This is a genomic window from Sphingobacterium spiritivorum ATCC 33861, assembly GCF_000143765.1.
In the GTDB taxonomy this organism is placed as follows: Bacteria; Bacteroidota; Bacteroidia; order Sphingobacteriales; family Sphingobacteriaceae; genus Sphingobacterium; species Sphingobacterium spiritivorum.
Genome location: NZ_GL379772.1, coordinates 20,887 through 36,274, shown reverse-complemented (window position 1 = coordinate 36,274; position 15,388 = coordinate 20,887). Strand labels below are relative to the sequence as shown.

Below are 15,388 nucleotides of genomic sequence, written 5' to 3'. Positions count from 1 at the left end.
TCATATATTAGGGCTGTTAATCTTTATTATTGGAATTGCAGATCAATTTTTAATTTCTCACAGTGGGTAGTTATGGGCATTTCTATTTTCTTATACATGATAGAAACCATTTACTCCCCATGAAATTCTCAGATCCGTTAAATATCATTTGAAAATGAAAAGAATCATTTGTTTTGCGCTGCTAGGTATGGCCATAAACGGGGTGTATAGTCAGCAGCAATTAATTATGGAGGATAGTAGGGGTATAGCATCCACTCCGGTTCACTATAATTTTAAACTCAAACCCTCTTTTAAGTACAATACAGATATTGGACTAAATGTAAGCGGGAATTATTCTACTGTTTTGGGCATGAGAGGTTGGTGGGATGATTCCGGAGGTAAAGCTCACGAACTCGCTTTTACTGATAATGATCTTTATATAAGGTCCGGATATGATAGCGGTTGGGAAGCATGGCGTAAGATGGTTACGGCAGACGCTAATGGCTATGTTGGAATTGGAACCAGCAATCCGCAAACATTTTTGACTTTGAAAAATCAAACAAATGATAAAGACTATATTTCAATTATAAGAACAGATGATAGTCCCAATATGGATATATTTTCTTCCTATAGTGGATCAGATGATATTCAGTCAGGATATTTTGCTTATGGAGTCAGACCTGTAGATGATGCATGGCAGATATGGAATAAAACAACGGGTATTAGTTGGGTTAATCTGGTTTCCGTCAAGGCAAATGGGAATGTAGGAATTGGTACAGCTACTCCGCAGGATAAATTAGCTGTCAACGGTAATATCCGTGCCAGGGAAATCAAAGTGGAGACTACCAACTGGCCGGACTATGTATTTGAAGAAGAGTATAAACTAACACCTCTTGCAGAAGTAGAGACTTTTATCAAAGCCAATAAGCATCTTCCGGATGTACCGTCTGCCAAAGAGATAGAAGAGGAAGGATTATCTGTGGGAGAGATGAACAAGCTGATGATGAAAAAAATCGAAGAGTTGACTTTGCATCTGATTGAGAAGGAAAAAACGCAGAAACTATATGAACAACAATTAGCCGATATGGCGGAAAGACTTAAAAAAATTGAAGAAAAGCAATGAAAAGTAAAATTATTAAAGTAACAGGAATAGCTCTAAGTCTACTTTTTACACACATGGCCTCTGCACAACAGGATTATAGGGTACAGATTGGTTTGGATGCACCTGCATATGGAACTAATTTATTGGTCAATTTCGGTACTTATTCCGGACCATGGGTAAGAGGGTACAGTATTTCTAATCATGACGGTTCAGCATCATTTATCCAGTTGGCAACAACAGGAGACCATTATTCAGATGGTACTTCCACTCAGCGGTATTCATATATCGGAGGCGGATTTTCCCGCGAATATATGGTCTTCCAGCCGGATGGAAATATTGGTGTAGGAACAAGAACTGTTGAGAATAGCGAAGGATAGGAAAAGGCATTTCAGATTCACGGAACTGATCATGCCAAGTTATTGGTAACTACTAATGCAGTGAGAACTGGTATGTGGTCCCACAACAGCGGATATTATGGAGCGGCTGCAGGAGGTATGGTTGGTACACATACCAATCACCCATTTTCTATTATTACAAACGGAGTTTCTAAGGTCACTGTTTTATCCAATGGTTACACGGGCATCGGTACAACTACACCAACGGAACGGCTGTCAGTCAACGGTAATATCCGTGCCAGGGAAATCAAAGTGGAGACTACCAACTGGCCGGAATATGTATTTGAAGAAGATTATAAACTAAAGTCTCTGAAAGAAGTAGAAACTTTTATCAAAGCCAATAAGCATCTTCCGGATGTACCGTCTGCCAGAGAGATAGAAGAGGATGGACTTTCTCTGGGGGAGATGAACAAGCTGATGATGAAAAAAATCGAAGAGCTGACTTTGCATCTGATTGAGAAGGATAAAACCCAGAAACTATATGAACAACAATTAGCCGATATGGCGGAAAGACTTAAAAAAATTGAAGAAAAGCAATGAAAAATAAAATTATTAAAGTAACTGGAATAGCATTAAGTATGCTTCTTACACATATAGGTTTTGCACAGCAGGATAATCGGGTACAGATTGGTTTTGATGGACCTGCATATGGTGTTAATCTACTGGCAGATTTTGGAACCGGGATATCCGGAGGATGGGCAAGGGGATACAGGATATCCAATAATGATGATTCAGAATCCTTTATTCAACTAGGAACTATGGGTAATTATGATATAACAGGAAAGTCCTTTCAGGCTTATTCTTATATCGGTAAGAATTATGATCGTCCGTTTATGATCTTTCAGCCGGATGGTAATATTGGTATAGGGATAACAACAGTTGAAAATAATGAAGGATGGGAAAAAGCACTTCAGGTTCACGGAACTGATCATGCTAAGTTATTAGTAACTACTAATGCAGTGAGAACTGGTATGTGGTCCCACAACAGCGGATATTATGGTGCAGCTGCAGGAGGTATGGTTGGTACACATACCAATCACCCATTTTCTATTATTACAAACGGAGTTTCTAAGGTCACCATTTTATCCAATGGTTACACGGGCATCGGCACAACTACTCCAACGGAACGGCTGTCAGTCAACGGTAATATCCGTGCCAGAGAAATCAAAGTGGAGACTAACAACTGGCCAGATTATGTATTTGAAGAAGATTATAAACTAAAGTCTCTGACAGAAGTAGAAATTTTTATCAAAGCTAATAAGCATCTTCCGGATGTACCGTCTGCCAAAGAGATAGAAGAGGAAGGATTATCTGTGGGAGAGATGAACAAGCTGATGATGAAAAAAATCGAAGAGCTGACTTTGCATCTGATTGAAAAGGATAAAGAGATCAGGGACTTAAAAGGAATAAAACAAGAAATTGTTGCGCTTCAGGAAGAAATACAACAGCTAAAAGAAAACTTAATGCGAAAGTAAGATGAAAAATACAAAAACGGCTTTTTGTATACTATTAATGATCTGTCTGGCAGGTACAAAATTAACTATACAGGCACAGGTGTATCGCAACTTAGTCGAATATTCTTATAATGGTGTCCCGACACATGGTGTGAAAATAAAAACCAATATTCCTTTTATGCATCAGGTTGATATGCCCACTGTTAAAATTCAGGGGTACAACTATGGAAATGGTGAAGTTATGGATTTAACTCTTGTGTTTTACATTTTTAATAATGATGCGAACTTACCTAAAGTGTGGGCTTCTTCTGTATCTACCGCAGGCTCATACACACCAAGAATATTCTTAGCTCAGGAAAACGGAAAGGTGGTGATTTTTATAGATGATAAAAACTATTTTCTACGTTTTTTCGTTGATGCGTTTACGCATGGTTTTAATAATGCTCCTGCATATTATAAAAGTTGGGCCACGGCCGATGAAGCATTAAGTAGCAATGAGATAGTACAGTTGGAATATAGAAACTCTTTTAATGGAAATGTGAGGTTTCCTGAAAATGGAGTCTGGAATACAAATGGTAATGTTGGCATCGGTACAACTACACCAACGGAACGGCTGTCAGTCAACGGTAATATCCGTGCCAGAGAAATCAAAGTGGAGACAAACAACTGGCCGGACTATGTATTTGAAGAAGATTATAAACTAACTCCTCTGGCTGAAGTAGAGACTTTTATCAAAGCCAATAAGCATCTTCCGGAGGTACCGTCTGCCAGAGAGATAGAAGAGGATGGACTTTCTCTGGGGGAGATGAACAAACTTATGATGAAAAAGATAGAAGAACTGACTTTACATCTGATTGAGAAAGACAGGCAACTCCAACAACAGAACACATCTCAACAAACACTTTTGCAGGATGTAAATATGCTGAAAGAAAGAGTAAGTCAACAAGCCAACGAAATCAGCCAACTTAAAACTAAAAGAAAATGAAAAGATTTGCCGGTCTTTTAATCGCCTTATGCTTATTTCCAATACTCGTATGGTCACAGAGCAGAAATGATGCGGGGCTGCGGGGTGATGCCGGAGCGACTTCAGGTTTTTTTGATGCAAATGAACCCGTCAATTTTCCAACAGGAGCGACAAATTGGTGGCACCTGCTGGATGTCAGGCACAGTAATCCGGCTAATAATTATGCCATGCAGTTTTCGGGAAGCTTTGGTGATCAGCAACTATACTTTCGCAAGACAGATAATAATCCGGCTACCCCCTGGAGTCGGGTATTGTTAGAGACGAATGGTAAAGTGGGAATAGGTACAGATAATCCACAGCAAAAGTTGGATGTAAAAGGACATATCTCTGCAGATGGTTCATTAATATCTACTGTTTCTGATCCGGATATCGGAGGAACTCTTACTCTTGGCAATCCTGCAAAAACTGCCAATGGGGTGGCCATGTACTGGAGAATATTTAACATGGCTGGTGTATATGGTAATAGTCTGCAGTTCTGGGCATACGACGCAATAGGGTGTACTACAGGCGGCCTTTGCACCAACAGGTTTACCATTATGGATAACGGGAATGTAGGAATAGGTATAACTACTCCGCGGGATAAATTAGCTGTCAACGGTAATATCCGTGCCAGAGAAATCAAAGTGGAGACAAACAACTGGCCGGACTATGTATTTGAAGAAGATTATAAACTAACTCCTCTGGCTGAAGTAGAAACTTTTATCAAAGCCAATAAGCATCTTCCGGAGGTACCGTCTGCCAGAGAGATAGAAGAGGATGGACTTTCTCTGGGGGAGATGAACAAACTTATGATGAAAAAGATTGAAGAACTGACTTTGCATCTGATAGAGAAAGACAAGCAACTGCAGACGCAACAGGAAGAGCTGAATACGTTAAAGACACAGTTCAGGACTTTTCAAAATAAATAGATTTTTAAAAATCTGTACAAAAAAAGTAAATATGAGAGCATTACTTCTAATCTTATGGATAAGTGTTTTGAACACTTTGGCAGAAGCACAGGTTGCTACTACCTCATTTTATGTAAACGGAGATAAGGATAAATTCTATCCGGTAATATTTCAGGATAATAACTGGGGAAACAGCGTGGCTACAGTAATCGAAATCGGACGGTCAGATACCCATTATGATGAGTGGTGGAGGGGTTCGATGATCGCACGTTTTCGTATACATAATATGCTTTGGGGACATGGTTCCCATTTTATTGAAACAGATATCTATCAGGGCAGGCATGGTTATGCCGAGATTGTACCCTTTATTGGCGGTTATCATGATGCAACTCTGGCAAGCGGCAATAGGGAATTTATTATATGGTTAAAGGGAGCTTCGACATATTTTTATGTCTCTAATGCTGCCCAATCCCCCCGAATATATGATAATGTTCAAAATATGTTACCTTACCAACAGGAAAACGGGGCCGCACATACGTTCAAGACCAGAGTGGAAGATTATGTGAATTCTAGAGGGTCCAATACCGATGGAGTTATTCATGTTATGGGACAGGCGACTAATTATTTTGCCGGAAATATCGGGATCGGTAAACGGGATGCTACCGAAAAACTGGAGGTAAACGGCAATATTCGTGCAAAGGAAATCAAGGTCGAAACAGCTAACTGGCCGGACTATGTATTTGAAGAAGATTATAAACTAACTCCTCTGGCTGAAGTAGAAACTTTTATCAAAGCCAATAAGCATCTTCCGGAGGTACCGTCTGCCAGAGAGATAGAAGAGGATGGACTTTCTCTGGGGGAGATGAACAAACTGATGATGAAAAAGATTGAAGAACTGACTTTACATCTGATAGAGAAGGAAAAGCGGCATGAAATACTGTCACAGCGTGTACATATGCTCATAGAAAAAGTAGATCAGCAAGCTAGCGAAATCAATCAACTAAAGAATAAATAATAATGAAAAGATTAGCAATACTTATAATGGTCATGAGTTTATTCCCGGTCATTGTCTGGTCGCAGATCCGCAATGATGCAGGTTTGCGGGGAGATGCCGGAGCAACTTCAGGTTTTTTTGAAGCATATGAACCCGTCAATTTTCCTACAGGAGCAACAAATTGGTGGCACCTTCTGGATGTCAGGCATTCTCGTCCGGATAATAATCATGCTATGCAGTTTTCGGGAAGTTTTTTTGATCAGTACTTATATTTCCGCAAGACAAATAATAATCCGGCTACCCCCTGGAGTCGGGTATTGTTAGAGACGAATGGTAAAGTTGGAGTGGGAACTTTGAATCCGAGTACGGAATTGGAAGTTAATGGTACAGCCATCATTTATAATAAGAATGGTAATAATTTTAATGAAAATTTGCGTCTTCCAAGTTCTCAATACGGTTCAGCCAGTATTGCCTTAGGAGCAATACCCGGAACATCGGGTACAGGGTATGGTCAATGGACCCTGCTCAAGTTTTCGGAAGAACAAGCATCAAAATTTAGTATAAGGCATTTTCATACCGGACATTTAACTATTCTGACCAACGGAAATGTCGGTATTGGCACTGAAGATCCGACAGAAAGGTTATCCGTCAATGGCAATATCCGCGCTAAAGAGATCAAAGTGGAGACTAACAATTGGCCGGATTATATATTTGAAGAAGAGTATAAGCTAAAATCCCTCTCAGAAGTAGAAACCTTTATCAAGACTAATAAGCACCTTCCGGATGTACCGTCTGCCAGAGAGATAGAAGAGGAGGGACTTTCCCTGGGGGAGATGAATAAGCTTATGATGAAAAAAATCGAAGAGCTGACACTTTATTTAATTGAAAAAGATAAAGAAATACAAAGACTGAATAAGCTGCTGATAAAGGATAAATAAAATGAAAAAGATGAAATATATTATAATGTCTGTCTGTTCCTTGTTTTTATGGAAACATATTGAAGCGCAGACCGTATTAAATTCTTCCGGTAATTATGTCTGGAACGCCAACGTCGAACCTAAAGTATTTAATAAAAAACTGCAGCTATCATTTGTTAGTGCAGCTGAAGGCTTTCCTGATTACGGAACAGTGCTTGCCGGAGGCGGGTACTGGGATGATCAGGATGGGGCAGCTTTTCAACTGTATGTACCGTACTCAAATTATTATGGAGGTAACGCTCCGCAGATCCGGATGGGGAAGTACGATAACGGAGGATGGACGGCGTGGCATACCTTTTATACTTCTGTAAATGCCAATAATAAAGATACAGATTGGAAAGCCAAAAATTTATTTATTGAGGAAAAAATCGGAATAGGTACCAGTAGTCCTGACTACAGGCTCGATGTAGTGGGTGCTGTCAGAGCTCATGAACTGCGTGTCGAAACCACAAAAACGGCAGATTACGTTTTTGAGGAGGGATATAAATTACCTGATCTGAAGACTACACAGCGATTTATTAAAGAACACGGACATCTGCCTGGTATTCCTTCCGCAGTAGAAATGCGGAGAGACGGTATTAATGTAGGGGATTTGCAGATTGACCTGCTCAAAAAGATCGAAGAACTGACTTTACATCTGATTGAAAAGGAGCAGCAGCTGCAGACGCAACAGGAAGAATTGAATGCTTTAAAAGTCCAGTTTAAGACTTTTCTGAATAAATAGATGTATTAGAATTATATTACTTTTAATTTCATTCTTTTTAAGAGTTCTACGTTACTGCCTTTACTGTTCCCATAACAGAAATTCTATCCTTTATCTATTGCTGCCTGTTTCGTATAGCATATCTATAAAATATAATTACTTTAAGGATCCGGAAATAAAAGCCCGGATCTATACATTGCTAAGAAAAAGAATACCTGCAATCTCCTTATGTCAATTTATTTAATAAATAACTAACACAGACTTAATACTTGGTTCTTGTTTGATTATTCATGATAAAGAAAATAATAAATTGCTTTTCGTTTTAAAAAATTTCTTATATTAGGGCTGTTAATCTTTATTATTGGAATTGCAGATCAATTTTTAATTTCTTCATTACGGTATTTTATCCAGGTATACGTTTTTTATTCAGATAAATAGAAATTTTACAGACCTAAGAGGAATCCTTCGATCTGCTCAACATTATTTAAAAATGAAAAAAATCATTTGTTTTGCCTTCTTATGTATGGCTATTTCCGTGGTATATGGACAGCAGGAGTTAAGTGTCGAGGATAGTAGAAGTATACCTACCGCTCCTCTGCAATACAATTTTAAACTTAAGCCTTCTTTTAAATTTAACACTGTTCTGGGCTTAAATGCTCCCGGGTTTTATTCTACCGTTTTAGGCATCAGAGGCTGGGAAGATGATTCAGGAGGTAAAGCACATGAATTAGCCTTTACAGATGCTGATCTTTATATAAGATCGGGATACGATGCCGGTTGGGAAGCATGGCGTAAGATTATTGCAGCTGACAATAGGGGCTATGTAGGTATTGGCACCAGCAATCCGCAAACACAACTGGAAGTGACACCTCCGTCTTCTAATATTTCCGCAGGTATATTTCATTCCACTGGCGGACAGGCCTGGGGACATGTACTAGCTTTAGCCACCGATTTTGGTTTTGGAGATAACCCAAAGCTGCTATTTAGTTATAGAAATAAAGCCAAACAATGGGCCATTGGTGGCGGGTATGCCTCAAGTAGTTTTAGTATATGGGAGGATGGCGGAGATGGTGTATATGGGAGTGGATTCGGAAATGCAAGGTTCACCATATTGCCCGAAGGAAATGTAGGGATAGGAACAGACGTCCCGACGGAAAAACTTTCCGTTAAAGGCAATATCCGTGCAAAGGAAATCAAGGTCGAGGCAGCCAACTGGCCGGACTACGTGTTTGAAGAAGATTATCTGCTAACACCCCTCCCTGAAATAGAAGCATTTATTAAAACCAATAAACACCTTCCGGAGGTACCATCCGCTCAAAAAATTGCTGAAGAAGGCCTTTCTGTTGGAGAAATAAACAAGCTCATGATAAGAAAGATTGAAGAGCTGACACTGTATCTGATTGAATTAAAGAAAGAGAGTGAACAGCACAAAAAACAGAATCAGGAAATGAAAATCCTTCTAAACGAAATCCTGACTAATAAAAATTTAAAATAAAATATCTTATGCTGTCCAGATTAATTTTGTTGTTTTTGTTCCTGTGTACGTTCATGGTTACATGGGGGCAGTCTTCCGGAATGATAACAATAGGCGGAGACATAACCAAATTTTACCCTGTTACATGGAAAGATGGAAATTTTGATCAGCATAAACCCACAGTGCTGAATTTAGGAAGAAGTAATATCCACGAGGGCGGGCTGTGGAAAGGTTCTGTGATGGCAACTATTGTTTATCATGTAAGTAACGGTGGGCATGAGTCTAATTTTCTAGATGTAAAATTAGGTACTTCAAAAAACAACAGTATCTACCAGTCATTTATTGCAGGATGGGCAGATGCTACACTTCAGGGAGAAGTAAATGAAATCGTATTGTGGATGCGGGGAAATACAAATTACTATTATAACGCTACCGCTTCAGTAGTACCTGTTGTATATGACGGGGTCCAGCATGCGTATCCTTACGTTACTGCAATCGGAGGGAAGGTTTTTGATATAAAATCCAATGAAGAAGATTATGTAATGCGAAATGGAAATACATTCAGTGAATCTCTGAATGTTCTGTCAGATCAGTCGAGTTATTTTAAAGGAAATGTGGGCCTTGGAAAACGGAATCCTGCAGAAAAGTTAGAAGTTAACGGCAATATCCGTGCAAAAGAAATCAAGGTCGAAGCGGCCAACTGGCCGGATTATGTGTTTGAAGAAGATTATCAGCTCACACCCCTCCCTGAAATAGAAGCATTTATTAAAGCCAATAAACACCTTCCGGAGGTACCATCCGCTCAAAAAATTGCTGAAGAAGGCCTGTCTGTTGGAGAAATAAACAAGCTCATGATAAGAAAGATTGAAGAGTTGACACTGTATCTGATTGAAAAAGATTGTATTATTAAGAAGCAACAGCAACAGTTGGATATGGTTCTTAAGCGATTGGATAAAATAGAAAATTATGAAAAAAAGAATTAGAATTTTGTGTACTGCACTTCTCAGTACAAGTGCTTCATGGGTAATGGCTCAATCAAATACGTTTCCAACTACCGGCTATGCCGGAATTGGTACACTTTCACCGCTGGCACCTTTAAATATTAATCTGGGAGCGGGGGGAATTAATGGGACTGTAGGGTTGCGTATTGGATCAGATAGCAATTATCCGAGTTTAGAATTAGGGATAGAAAATACTTATGATGCACAGATAAGAACATATGGAAATGATCTGAATATTTACTCCGGACATTTCAGACAACTGGGGGCAATTTCCACAGAGAACCACTCTATTAAATTCTTTACCAGTAAGATTAATTCTACAAATTGGAGTATTCCTAAAATGGTATTGAATGAAGAGGGTAATTTAGGAATCGGTATTACCACACCTTCAGAGAAACTGGCTGTTAACGGCAATATCCGTGCAAAGGAAATTAAAGTCGAGACAGCTAACTGGCCGGACTACGTGTTTGAAGAAGATTATCTGCTGAGATCCCTCCCTGAAATAGAAGCATTTATTAAAACCAATAAACACCTTCCGGATATTCCATCGGCGCAGAAGATCGCTGAAGATGGTCTGTCTGTTGGAGAAATGAATAAACTGTTACTAAAGAAAATAGAGGAGCTGACTTTACATCTAATAGAAAAGGATAAGGAAATCAGGGAATTAAAAGAAATTCGTCAGGAGATAAATGAACTTAAAAATAATATGAAATAACATGAAAATGCACATAAAATACTACTTACTTGGACTCTTGCTGTCTGGGTCATCGTCACTATGTTATGCACAGAATCTATTGGACCTTAATGACTGGAAAGCAGGAGAAGGTTCTGCAGGAATGTTTAATCAGAATGGTCAGACAATCGAAAATACAAGAGAATGGGGAGTAGGACCACATGCTAATCGGGTCATACTTTGGAAAGCGACTCCCGAAGGAAATGCTAACGACGACGGAGGCTGGAACAGTAATCCCGTAGCAATAGATCATAAGAAAATGTATCGTTCTTCTGTCTGGATAAAAAAAACAAATTCAAATGGTGGAACTACTTATTTTGGTTGTGTAGCTGTTGCGGGACTCGATAATGTGCCGGATAATAATCCCTATTTCTATCATGGAAGTCTTCCGGTACTGGACCGCTGGTATCTGCTGGTCGGATACATTCACGCTGCGGACGATCCTTCCACCCAACATTTTGGAGCAATTTACGATGGTACTACAGGAGAAAAAGTGATAGATATGGTTGATTTCAAATTTTTACCCGGCAGCACATATACCAATCATCGTACATACCTCTATTATGATCCCAATACTAACGACCGTCAATATTTTTATGCTCCGAGACTGGAGGTAGTAGATGGTAATGAACCGACTATAGAAGCACTGCTGAGCATAAATAAGGGACAGAGTGAAGTTGCATATTTCTCAGGTAAGGTAGGTGTCAGGACCAATAATCCGCGGGAGTACGATCTTGCTGTCAACGGTAAGATTCGTTCGCAGGAAGTCAAAGTAGAAGCCGCCAACTGGCCGGATTATGTATTCAAGCCTCAGTATAAATTGCAGTCTCTGGAAGGCTTGGAAAATCATATTAAGCAGTATGGCCATCTTCCGGATATACCGAAAGCAGAGATAGCTGAAAAGGAAGGAATATCGCTGGGCGAGATGAATAAACTGCTGCTTAAGAAAGTCGAGGAACTGACACTATATATGATAGAAGCAAATAAACAGATCAGTGAACAGGCTGAGCAAATACAACTATTGAAGTCAAAAGTAAATTATACCAAATAATCTCTTTATTATGTCAATATTCAATAAAAAATGCTTGATAAGCAGTCTTACAATTATTTTTCTGAGCCAACTTTGTCAGGCGCAGACAGGAGAGGATCTGGTGTCAACCGGAAGTAATTCATGGATTTTTCATACACCTGATGACGGTAGAACTACTCTTTATATTTCACCAAAAATAAACGGAGAATGGAATTGGGGAACGATGAGCGTGGAAAGCAACGGGACTTTACATACTTTAGGACTGGAGACACGAAATCTGATAACTTTACGCTATCTGCAGATCCTTCCTTTTGATGATAATTCATCTTCCTTATACCTGTATAAACCTAATAATGCCTATCATAGACTGTATAATGACAATACAAACTTTGGTATTTATAATTCGTTGACAAATACATCGCCTTTAGTTATAGATCTGCAGGACCGGATAGGTATTGGTACTGCCAGCCCTACAGAAAGATTAGCCGTCAACGGCAATATCCGTGCAAAAGAAATCAAAGTAGAAGCAGCCAACTGGCCGGACTATGTATTTAAAAGGGACTATGAATTAAAGCCACTCGCTGAGCTTAATGCCTATATCAAAGAACATGGTCATCTGCCGGACATGCCAGAGGCTGCGGAAGCCGAAAAGGAAGGAGTTTCTCTGGGAGAAATGAACAAACTTCTGCTGAAGAAAGTGGAGGAACTGACACTGTATATTATTGATCTGCAAAAACAAATAGACACATTAAAGAAAAACTAAACTTGAAAAGAATGAAAACTATCTTAGGAAAGTTAACCAGAACCGGAGTAATAGCTACACTGTATTATGCTGCAATGTCTGCACAGGGATTTGCACAGACTAATACCTTTCCGGCTTCAGGTCCGGTCGGAATAGGAACAACCTCTCCAAAAGCGATATTGGATATAGCTGCTCCTTATATTCATAATGGCCGATTGGGGACGGTTTTAGGTCGATTGCTTGAAGGTGATGTTACAGGAGAGGGCACCTTTCTGGGCGTGCGTGGATACGGTACCCAATACAGTGAGCAGTATGGATGGAAAAGTTTTGCTCTTGAACACTCCTTTTATGGATACATTAACAGTTCTATTAATTTTCTAAGAGGGGACGATGCAACAGGAGGTTTTTTAACCTTTAATACCGATAATAATACTGAACGTATGCGTCTGGATACAGAAGGAAAATTGTTATTGGGAACAACTGTATCCAGAGGTGAACTTCTTTCCGTCAACGGTCATATCCGTGCAAAAGAAATCAAAGTCGAAGCTGCTAACTGGCCGGATTATGTATTTAAAAAGGACTATGAATTAAAGCCACTCGCTGATCTTGATGCCTACATCAAAGAATATGGTCATCTGCCGGACATGCCAAAGGCTGCGGAAGCCGAAAAGGAAGGAGTATCATTAGGCGAAATGAACAAACTTCTGCTAAAGAAAGTGGAGGAACTGACATTACATCTTATAGAAAAGGATAACGAAATAAAAATATCCAATAGAAAGCTAAAGGATATTGAGAATAAGCAAAAGGAATTAGAGCTTCTTCTCCAAAAAGTAATTGACAATAAATAAAATCAACTGTGAAAATCTTAAATTTTTTAGTGAGTTTACTATTATGCGTAAACATTACAAATGCACAGACTAATACCTTCCCGGCTTCAGGTCCGGTTGGTATAGGAACAACCTCTCCAAAAGCTATATTGGATGTAGCGGCTCCTTACATTCATAATGACCGATTGGGTACTGTATTTGGCCGATTGGAAGAAGGAGATGAGACCGGATCAGGAACTTTTCTTGGAGTCCAGGGTACAGGAACAAATGTGATTGGAGGTAAGAGCTTTTCCCTTATCCATAGTTTTTACGGGCAGATCAATAATGCTATCAATTTCCATAGAGGAGTATCTGTGACAGGTGGATTTATATCCTTTAATACGAATAACAATACTGAACGGATGCGCCTGGATGAAAATGGCCATTTGCTTTTAGGAACGACTTCCGTGGATAATAACGAGGGTTGGGACAGAGCATTTCAGGTCAACGGAGAAGGGCATGCCAAGATGCTGGTGACTACAGGAGTGGTGAAGAGTGGTTTGTGGTCGCACGAAAGTGGATATTATGGAGCGGTTGCAGGCGGTATTGTCGGTACACATTCTAATCATCCTTTTTCCATTATTACAAACGGAGCTTCCAAGGTTACTGTTTTAGCCAATGGGTATACCGGTATTGGTACTGCTACTCCGACGGAGCGATTAGCTGTCAACGGCAATATCCGTGCAAAGGAAATCAAGGTCGAAGCAGCCAACTGGCCGGATTATGTATTTAAGAAGGACTATGAACTAAAGCCACTCTCTGAGCTTCAGTCTTACATCGAAGAACATGGCCATCTGCCGGATATGCCAAAGGCTGCAGAAGCCGAAAAGGAGGGAGTTTCTCTGGGAGAAATGAACAAACTTCTGCTCAAGAAGGTGGAGGAAATGACACTGTATATCTTGCAGATGCAAAAGAATAATGAAGTGCAACAAGCACAGATCAACCAATTATTAATTCAGAAAAAATAGAATATGAAAATCACACTTTACCTCTCTTGTTTTGTAGTCTTAATGCTACTCAGTACTAATATCCAGGCCCAAAACCTGATAAATCTCAGTGATTGGGTTCAGGGTACCGGAAGTACTGCTTTTTTGGAGGCTCATGGAGAGCCGGCTAATAGTATCCGGGAATGGGGTATCGGACCTTATGGTAATCGCGTTATGTTGTGGAAGGGTGTTGGAGGAATAAATGATGCCAATGCCGGATGGAGTTCTAAATCTTTTGAAATCGATCATCGGAAAATGTACCGCTTTACTATCTGGCTGAAGAAAACGAATTCAACAGATGGTCACAGTTACTTTGGGTGTAGGAATGTAAATACACTTGATAATGTACCTGATGCTAATCCTTATTTCTGGTATGGAGATTTACCCGAACTAGACAAATGGTATCTGGTCGTTGGCTATATTCATGGAAGTGCTGATCCGTCTACAACGTATTACGGAGGTATATATGACGGGGTTACAGGAGCCAGGGTAGCTGAAATACAGGATTTTAAGTTTCCTGATTTAGCCACCACAACTTTACACAGAACTTATCTTCATTACGATCCTAATCCAAATGATCGTCAGTATTTCTATGGTCCCAGAGCAGAGGTTGTTGATGGCAACGAACCAACTATAGAAGCGCTGTTGGGGATCAATAAGAGTCAGGCTGAGGTAGCGTATTTCTCCGGAAAGGTTGGTATCAAGACCAGCACACCACGAGAATATGATCTGGCAGTAAATGGAAAGATCCGTTCACAGGAAGTAAAGGTAGAAGCGGCCAATTGGCCGGATTATGTATTTAAGAAAGACTATGAATTGACATCGCTTTCTGAGCTTCGGGCTTACATTGAAGAACATGGTCATCTGCCGGACATGCCAAAGGCTGCGGAAGCTGAAAAGGAAGGTGTGTCATTAGGTGAAATGAATAAGCTTCTGCTGAAGAAAGTGGAGGAATTGACACTGTATATCCTGAAAATGGAAAAGAATAATGAAGCGCAACAAGCGCAGATCAACCAGTTATTACTTCTTAAAAAATAAAAT

At 39.7% G+C, this 15,388-nt stretch carries 17 protein-coding genes; all 17 read left to right on the top strand.

Translation table 11 applies throughout. From position 1 onward, the window contains the following. Nucleotides 1-154: 154 nt before the first annotated feature. Nucleotides 155-1,102 (top strand): hypothetical protein, encoded by a 948-nt coding sequence (locus HMPREF0766_RS21950; RefSeq protein WP_002998702.1) that lies wholly within the window; start codon nucleotides 155-157, stop codon nucleotides 1,100-1,102. After that, nucleotides 1,099-1,458 (top strand): hypothetical protein, encoded by a 360-nt coding sequence (locus HMPREF0766_RS14620; RefSeq protein ID WP_002998699.1) that lies wholly within the window; start codon nucleotides 1,099-1,101, stop codon nucleotides 1,456-1,458. The genes HMPREF0766_RS21950 and HMPREF0766_RS14620 overlap by 4 nt, the downstream gene beginning before the upstream one ends. Nucleotides 1,459-1,530: 72 nt before the next feature. Beyond that, a complete protein-coding gene (locus HMPREF0766_RS14615) occupies nucleotides 1,531-2,016 on the top strand; it encodes a hypothetical protein (protein ID WP_002998696.1) in 486 nt (161 codons plus the stop codon). Beyond that, entirely contained in the window at nucleotides 2,013-2,951 is a 939-nt protein-coding gene (locus HMPREF0766_RS22585) for a DUF4200 domain-containing protein (protein ID WP_002998694.1), read from the top strand. The genes HMPREF0766_RS14615 and HMPREF0766_RS22585 overlap by 4 nt, the downstream gene beginning before the upstream one ends. A gap of 1 nt (nucleotide 2,952) precedes the next feature. Beyond that, nucleotides 2,953-3,915, top strand: a complete 963-nt coding sequence (locus HMPREF0766_RS22240) for a hypothetical protein (protein WP_002998691.1) — start codon at nucleotides 2,953-2,955, stop codon at nucleotides 3,913-3,915. Next, nucleotides 3,912-4,862 carry a hypothetical protein gene (locus HMPREF0766_RS21935; protein ID WP_002998686.1) on the top strand — a complete coding sequence of 317 codons (951 nt, stop codon included), beginning with the start codon at nucleotides 3,912-3,914 and terminating at the stop codon, nucleotides 4,860-4,862. The genes HMPREF0766_RS22240 and HMPREF0766_RS21935 overlap by 4 nt, the downstream gene beginning before the upstream one ends. Before the next feature lie 31 nt (nucleotides 4,863-4,893). Continuing rightward, nucleotides 4,894-5,856, top strand: coding sequence for a hypothetical protein (locus HMPREF0766_RS22580; protein ID WP_002998683.1), 963 nt, complete (start codon nucleotides 4,894-4,896; stop codon nucleotides 5,854-5,856). Nucleotides 5,857-5,858: 2 nt separating this feature from the next. Continuing rightward, a complete protein-coding gene (locus HMPREF0766_RS21925) occupies nucleotides 5,859-6,773 on the top strand; it encodes a hypothetical protein (protein ID WP_002998681.1) in 915 nt (304 codons plus the stop codon). Nucleotides 6,774-6,783: 10 nt separating this feature from the next. After that, nucleotides 6,784-7,536, top strand: coding sequence for a hypothetical protein (locus tag HMPREF0766_RS21920; RefSeq protein ID WP_138944208.1), 753 nt, complete (start codon nucleotides 6,784-6,786; stop codon nucleotides 7,534-7,536). 469 nt (nucleotides 7,537-8,005) lie between these two features. Next, nucleotides 8,006-9,010 (top strand): tail fiber protein, encoded by a 1,005-nt coding sequence (locus HMPREF0766_RS21915; RefSeq protein ID WP_002998675.1) that lies wholly within the window; start codon nucleotides 8,006-8,008, stop codon nucleotides 9,008-9,010. An 8-nt stretch (nucleotides 9,011-9,018) separates the two neighbouring features. Continuing rightward, nucleotides 9,019-9,972, top strand: coding sequence for a hypothetical protein (locus HMPREF0766_RS22575; protein WP_002998672.1), 954 nt, complete (start codon nucleotides 9,019-9,021; stop codon nucleotides 9,970-9,972). Next, nucleotides 9,956-10,705: a hypothetical protein gene (locus HMPREF0766_RS22570; RefSeq protein ID WP_002998669.1), complete on the top strand. Its 750-nt coding sequence runs from the start codon at nucleotides 9,956-9,958 to the stop codon at nucleotides 10,703-10,705. Before HMPREF0766_RS22575 ends, HMPREF0766_RS22570 begins: the two co-directional genes overlap by 17 nt. A gap of 1 nt (nucleotide 10,706) precedes the next feature. Then, entirely contained in the window at nucleotides 10,707-11,774 is a 1,068-nt protein-coding gene (locus tag HMPREF0766_RS21900) for a hypothetical protein (protein WP_002998666.1), read from the top strand. 10 nt (nucleotides 11,775-11,784) lie between these two features. Continuing rightward, the gene (locus HMPREF0766_RS22475; RefSeq protein ID WP_002998663.1) at nucleotides 11,785-12,516 is read left to right on the top strand and encodes a hypothetical protein; all 732 of its coding nucleotides are present in this window, start codon (nucleotides 11,785-11,787) and stop codon (nucleotides 12,514-12,516) included. A gap of 11 nt (nucleotides 12,517-12,527) precedes the next feature. Beyond that, complete coding sequence (locus tag HMPREF0766_RS22565) at nucleotides 12,528-13,343, top strand: hypothetical protein (RefSeq protein ID WP_002998661.1); 816 nt, start codon at nucleotides 12,528-12,530, stop codon at nucleotides 13,341-13,343. Nucleotides 13,344-13,372: 29 nt separating this feature from the next. After that, on the top strand, nucleotides 13,373-14,329 hold the full coding sequence (locus HMPREF0766_RS22560) for a hypothetical protein (RefSeq protein ID WP_052646433.1): 957 nt from the start codon (nucleotides 13,373-13,375) through the stop codon (nucleotides 14,327-14,329). Between the two features lie 3 nt (nucleotides 14,330-14,332). Next, entirely contained in the window at nucleotides 14,333-15,385 is a 1,053-nt protein-coding gene (locus HMPREF0766_RS21880) for a hypothetical protein (RefSeq protein ID WP_174900120.1), read from the top strand. Nucleotides 15,386-15,388: the final 3 nt, after the last annotated feature.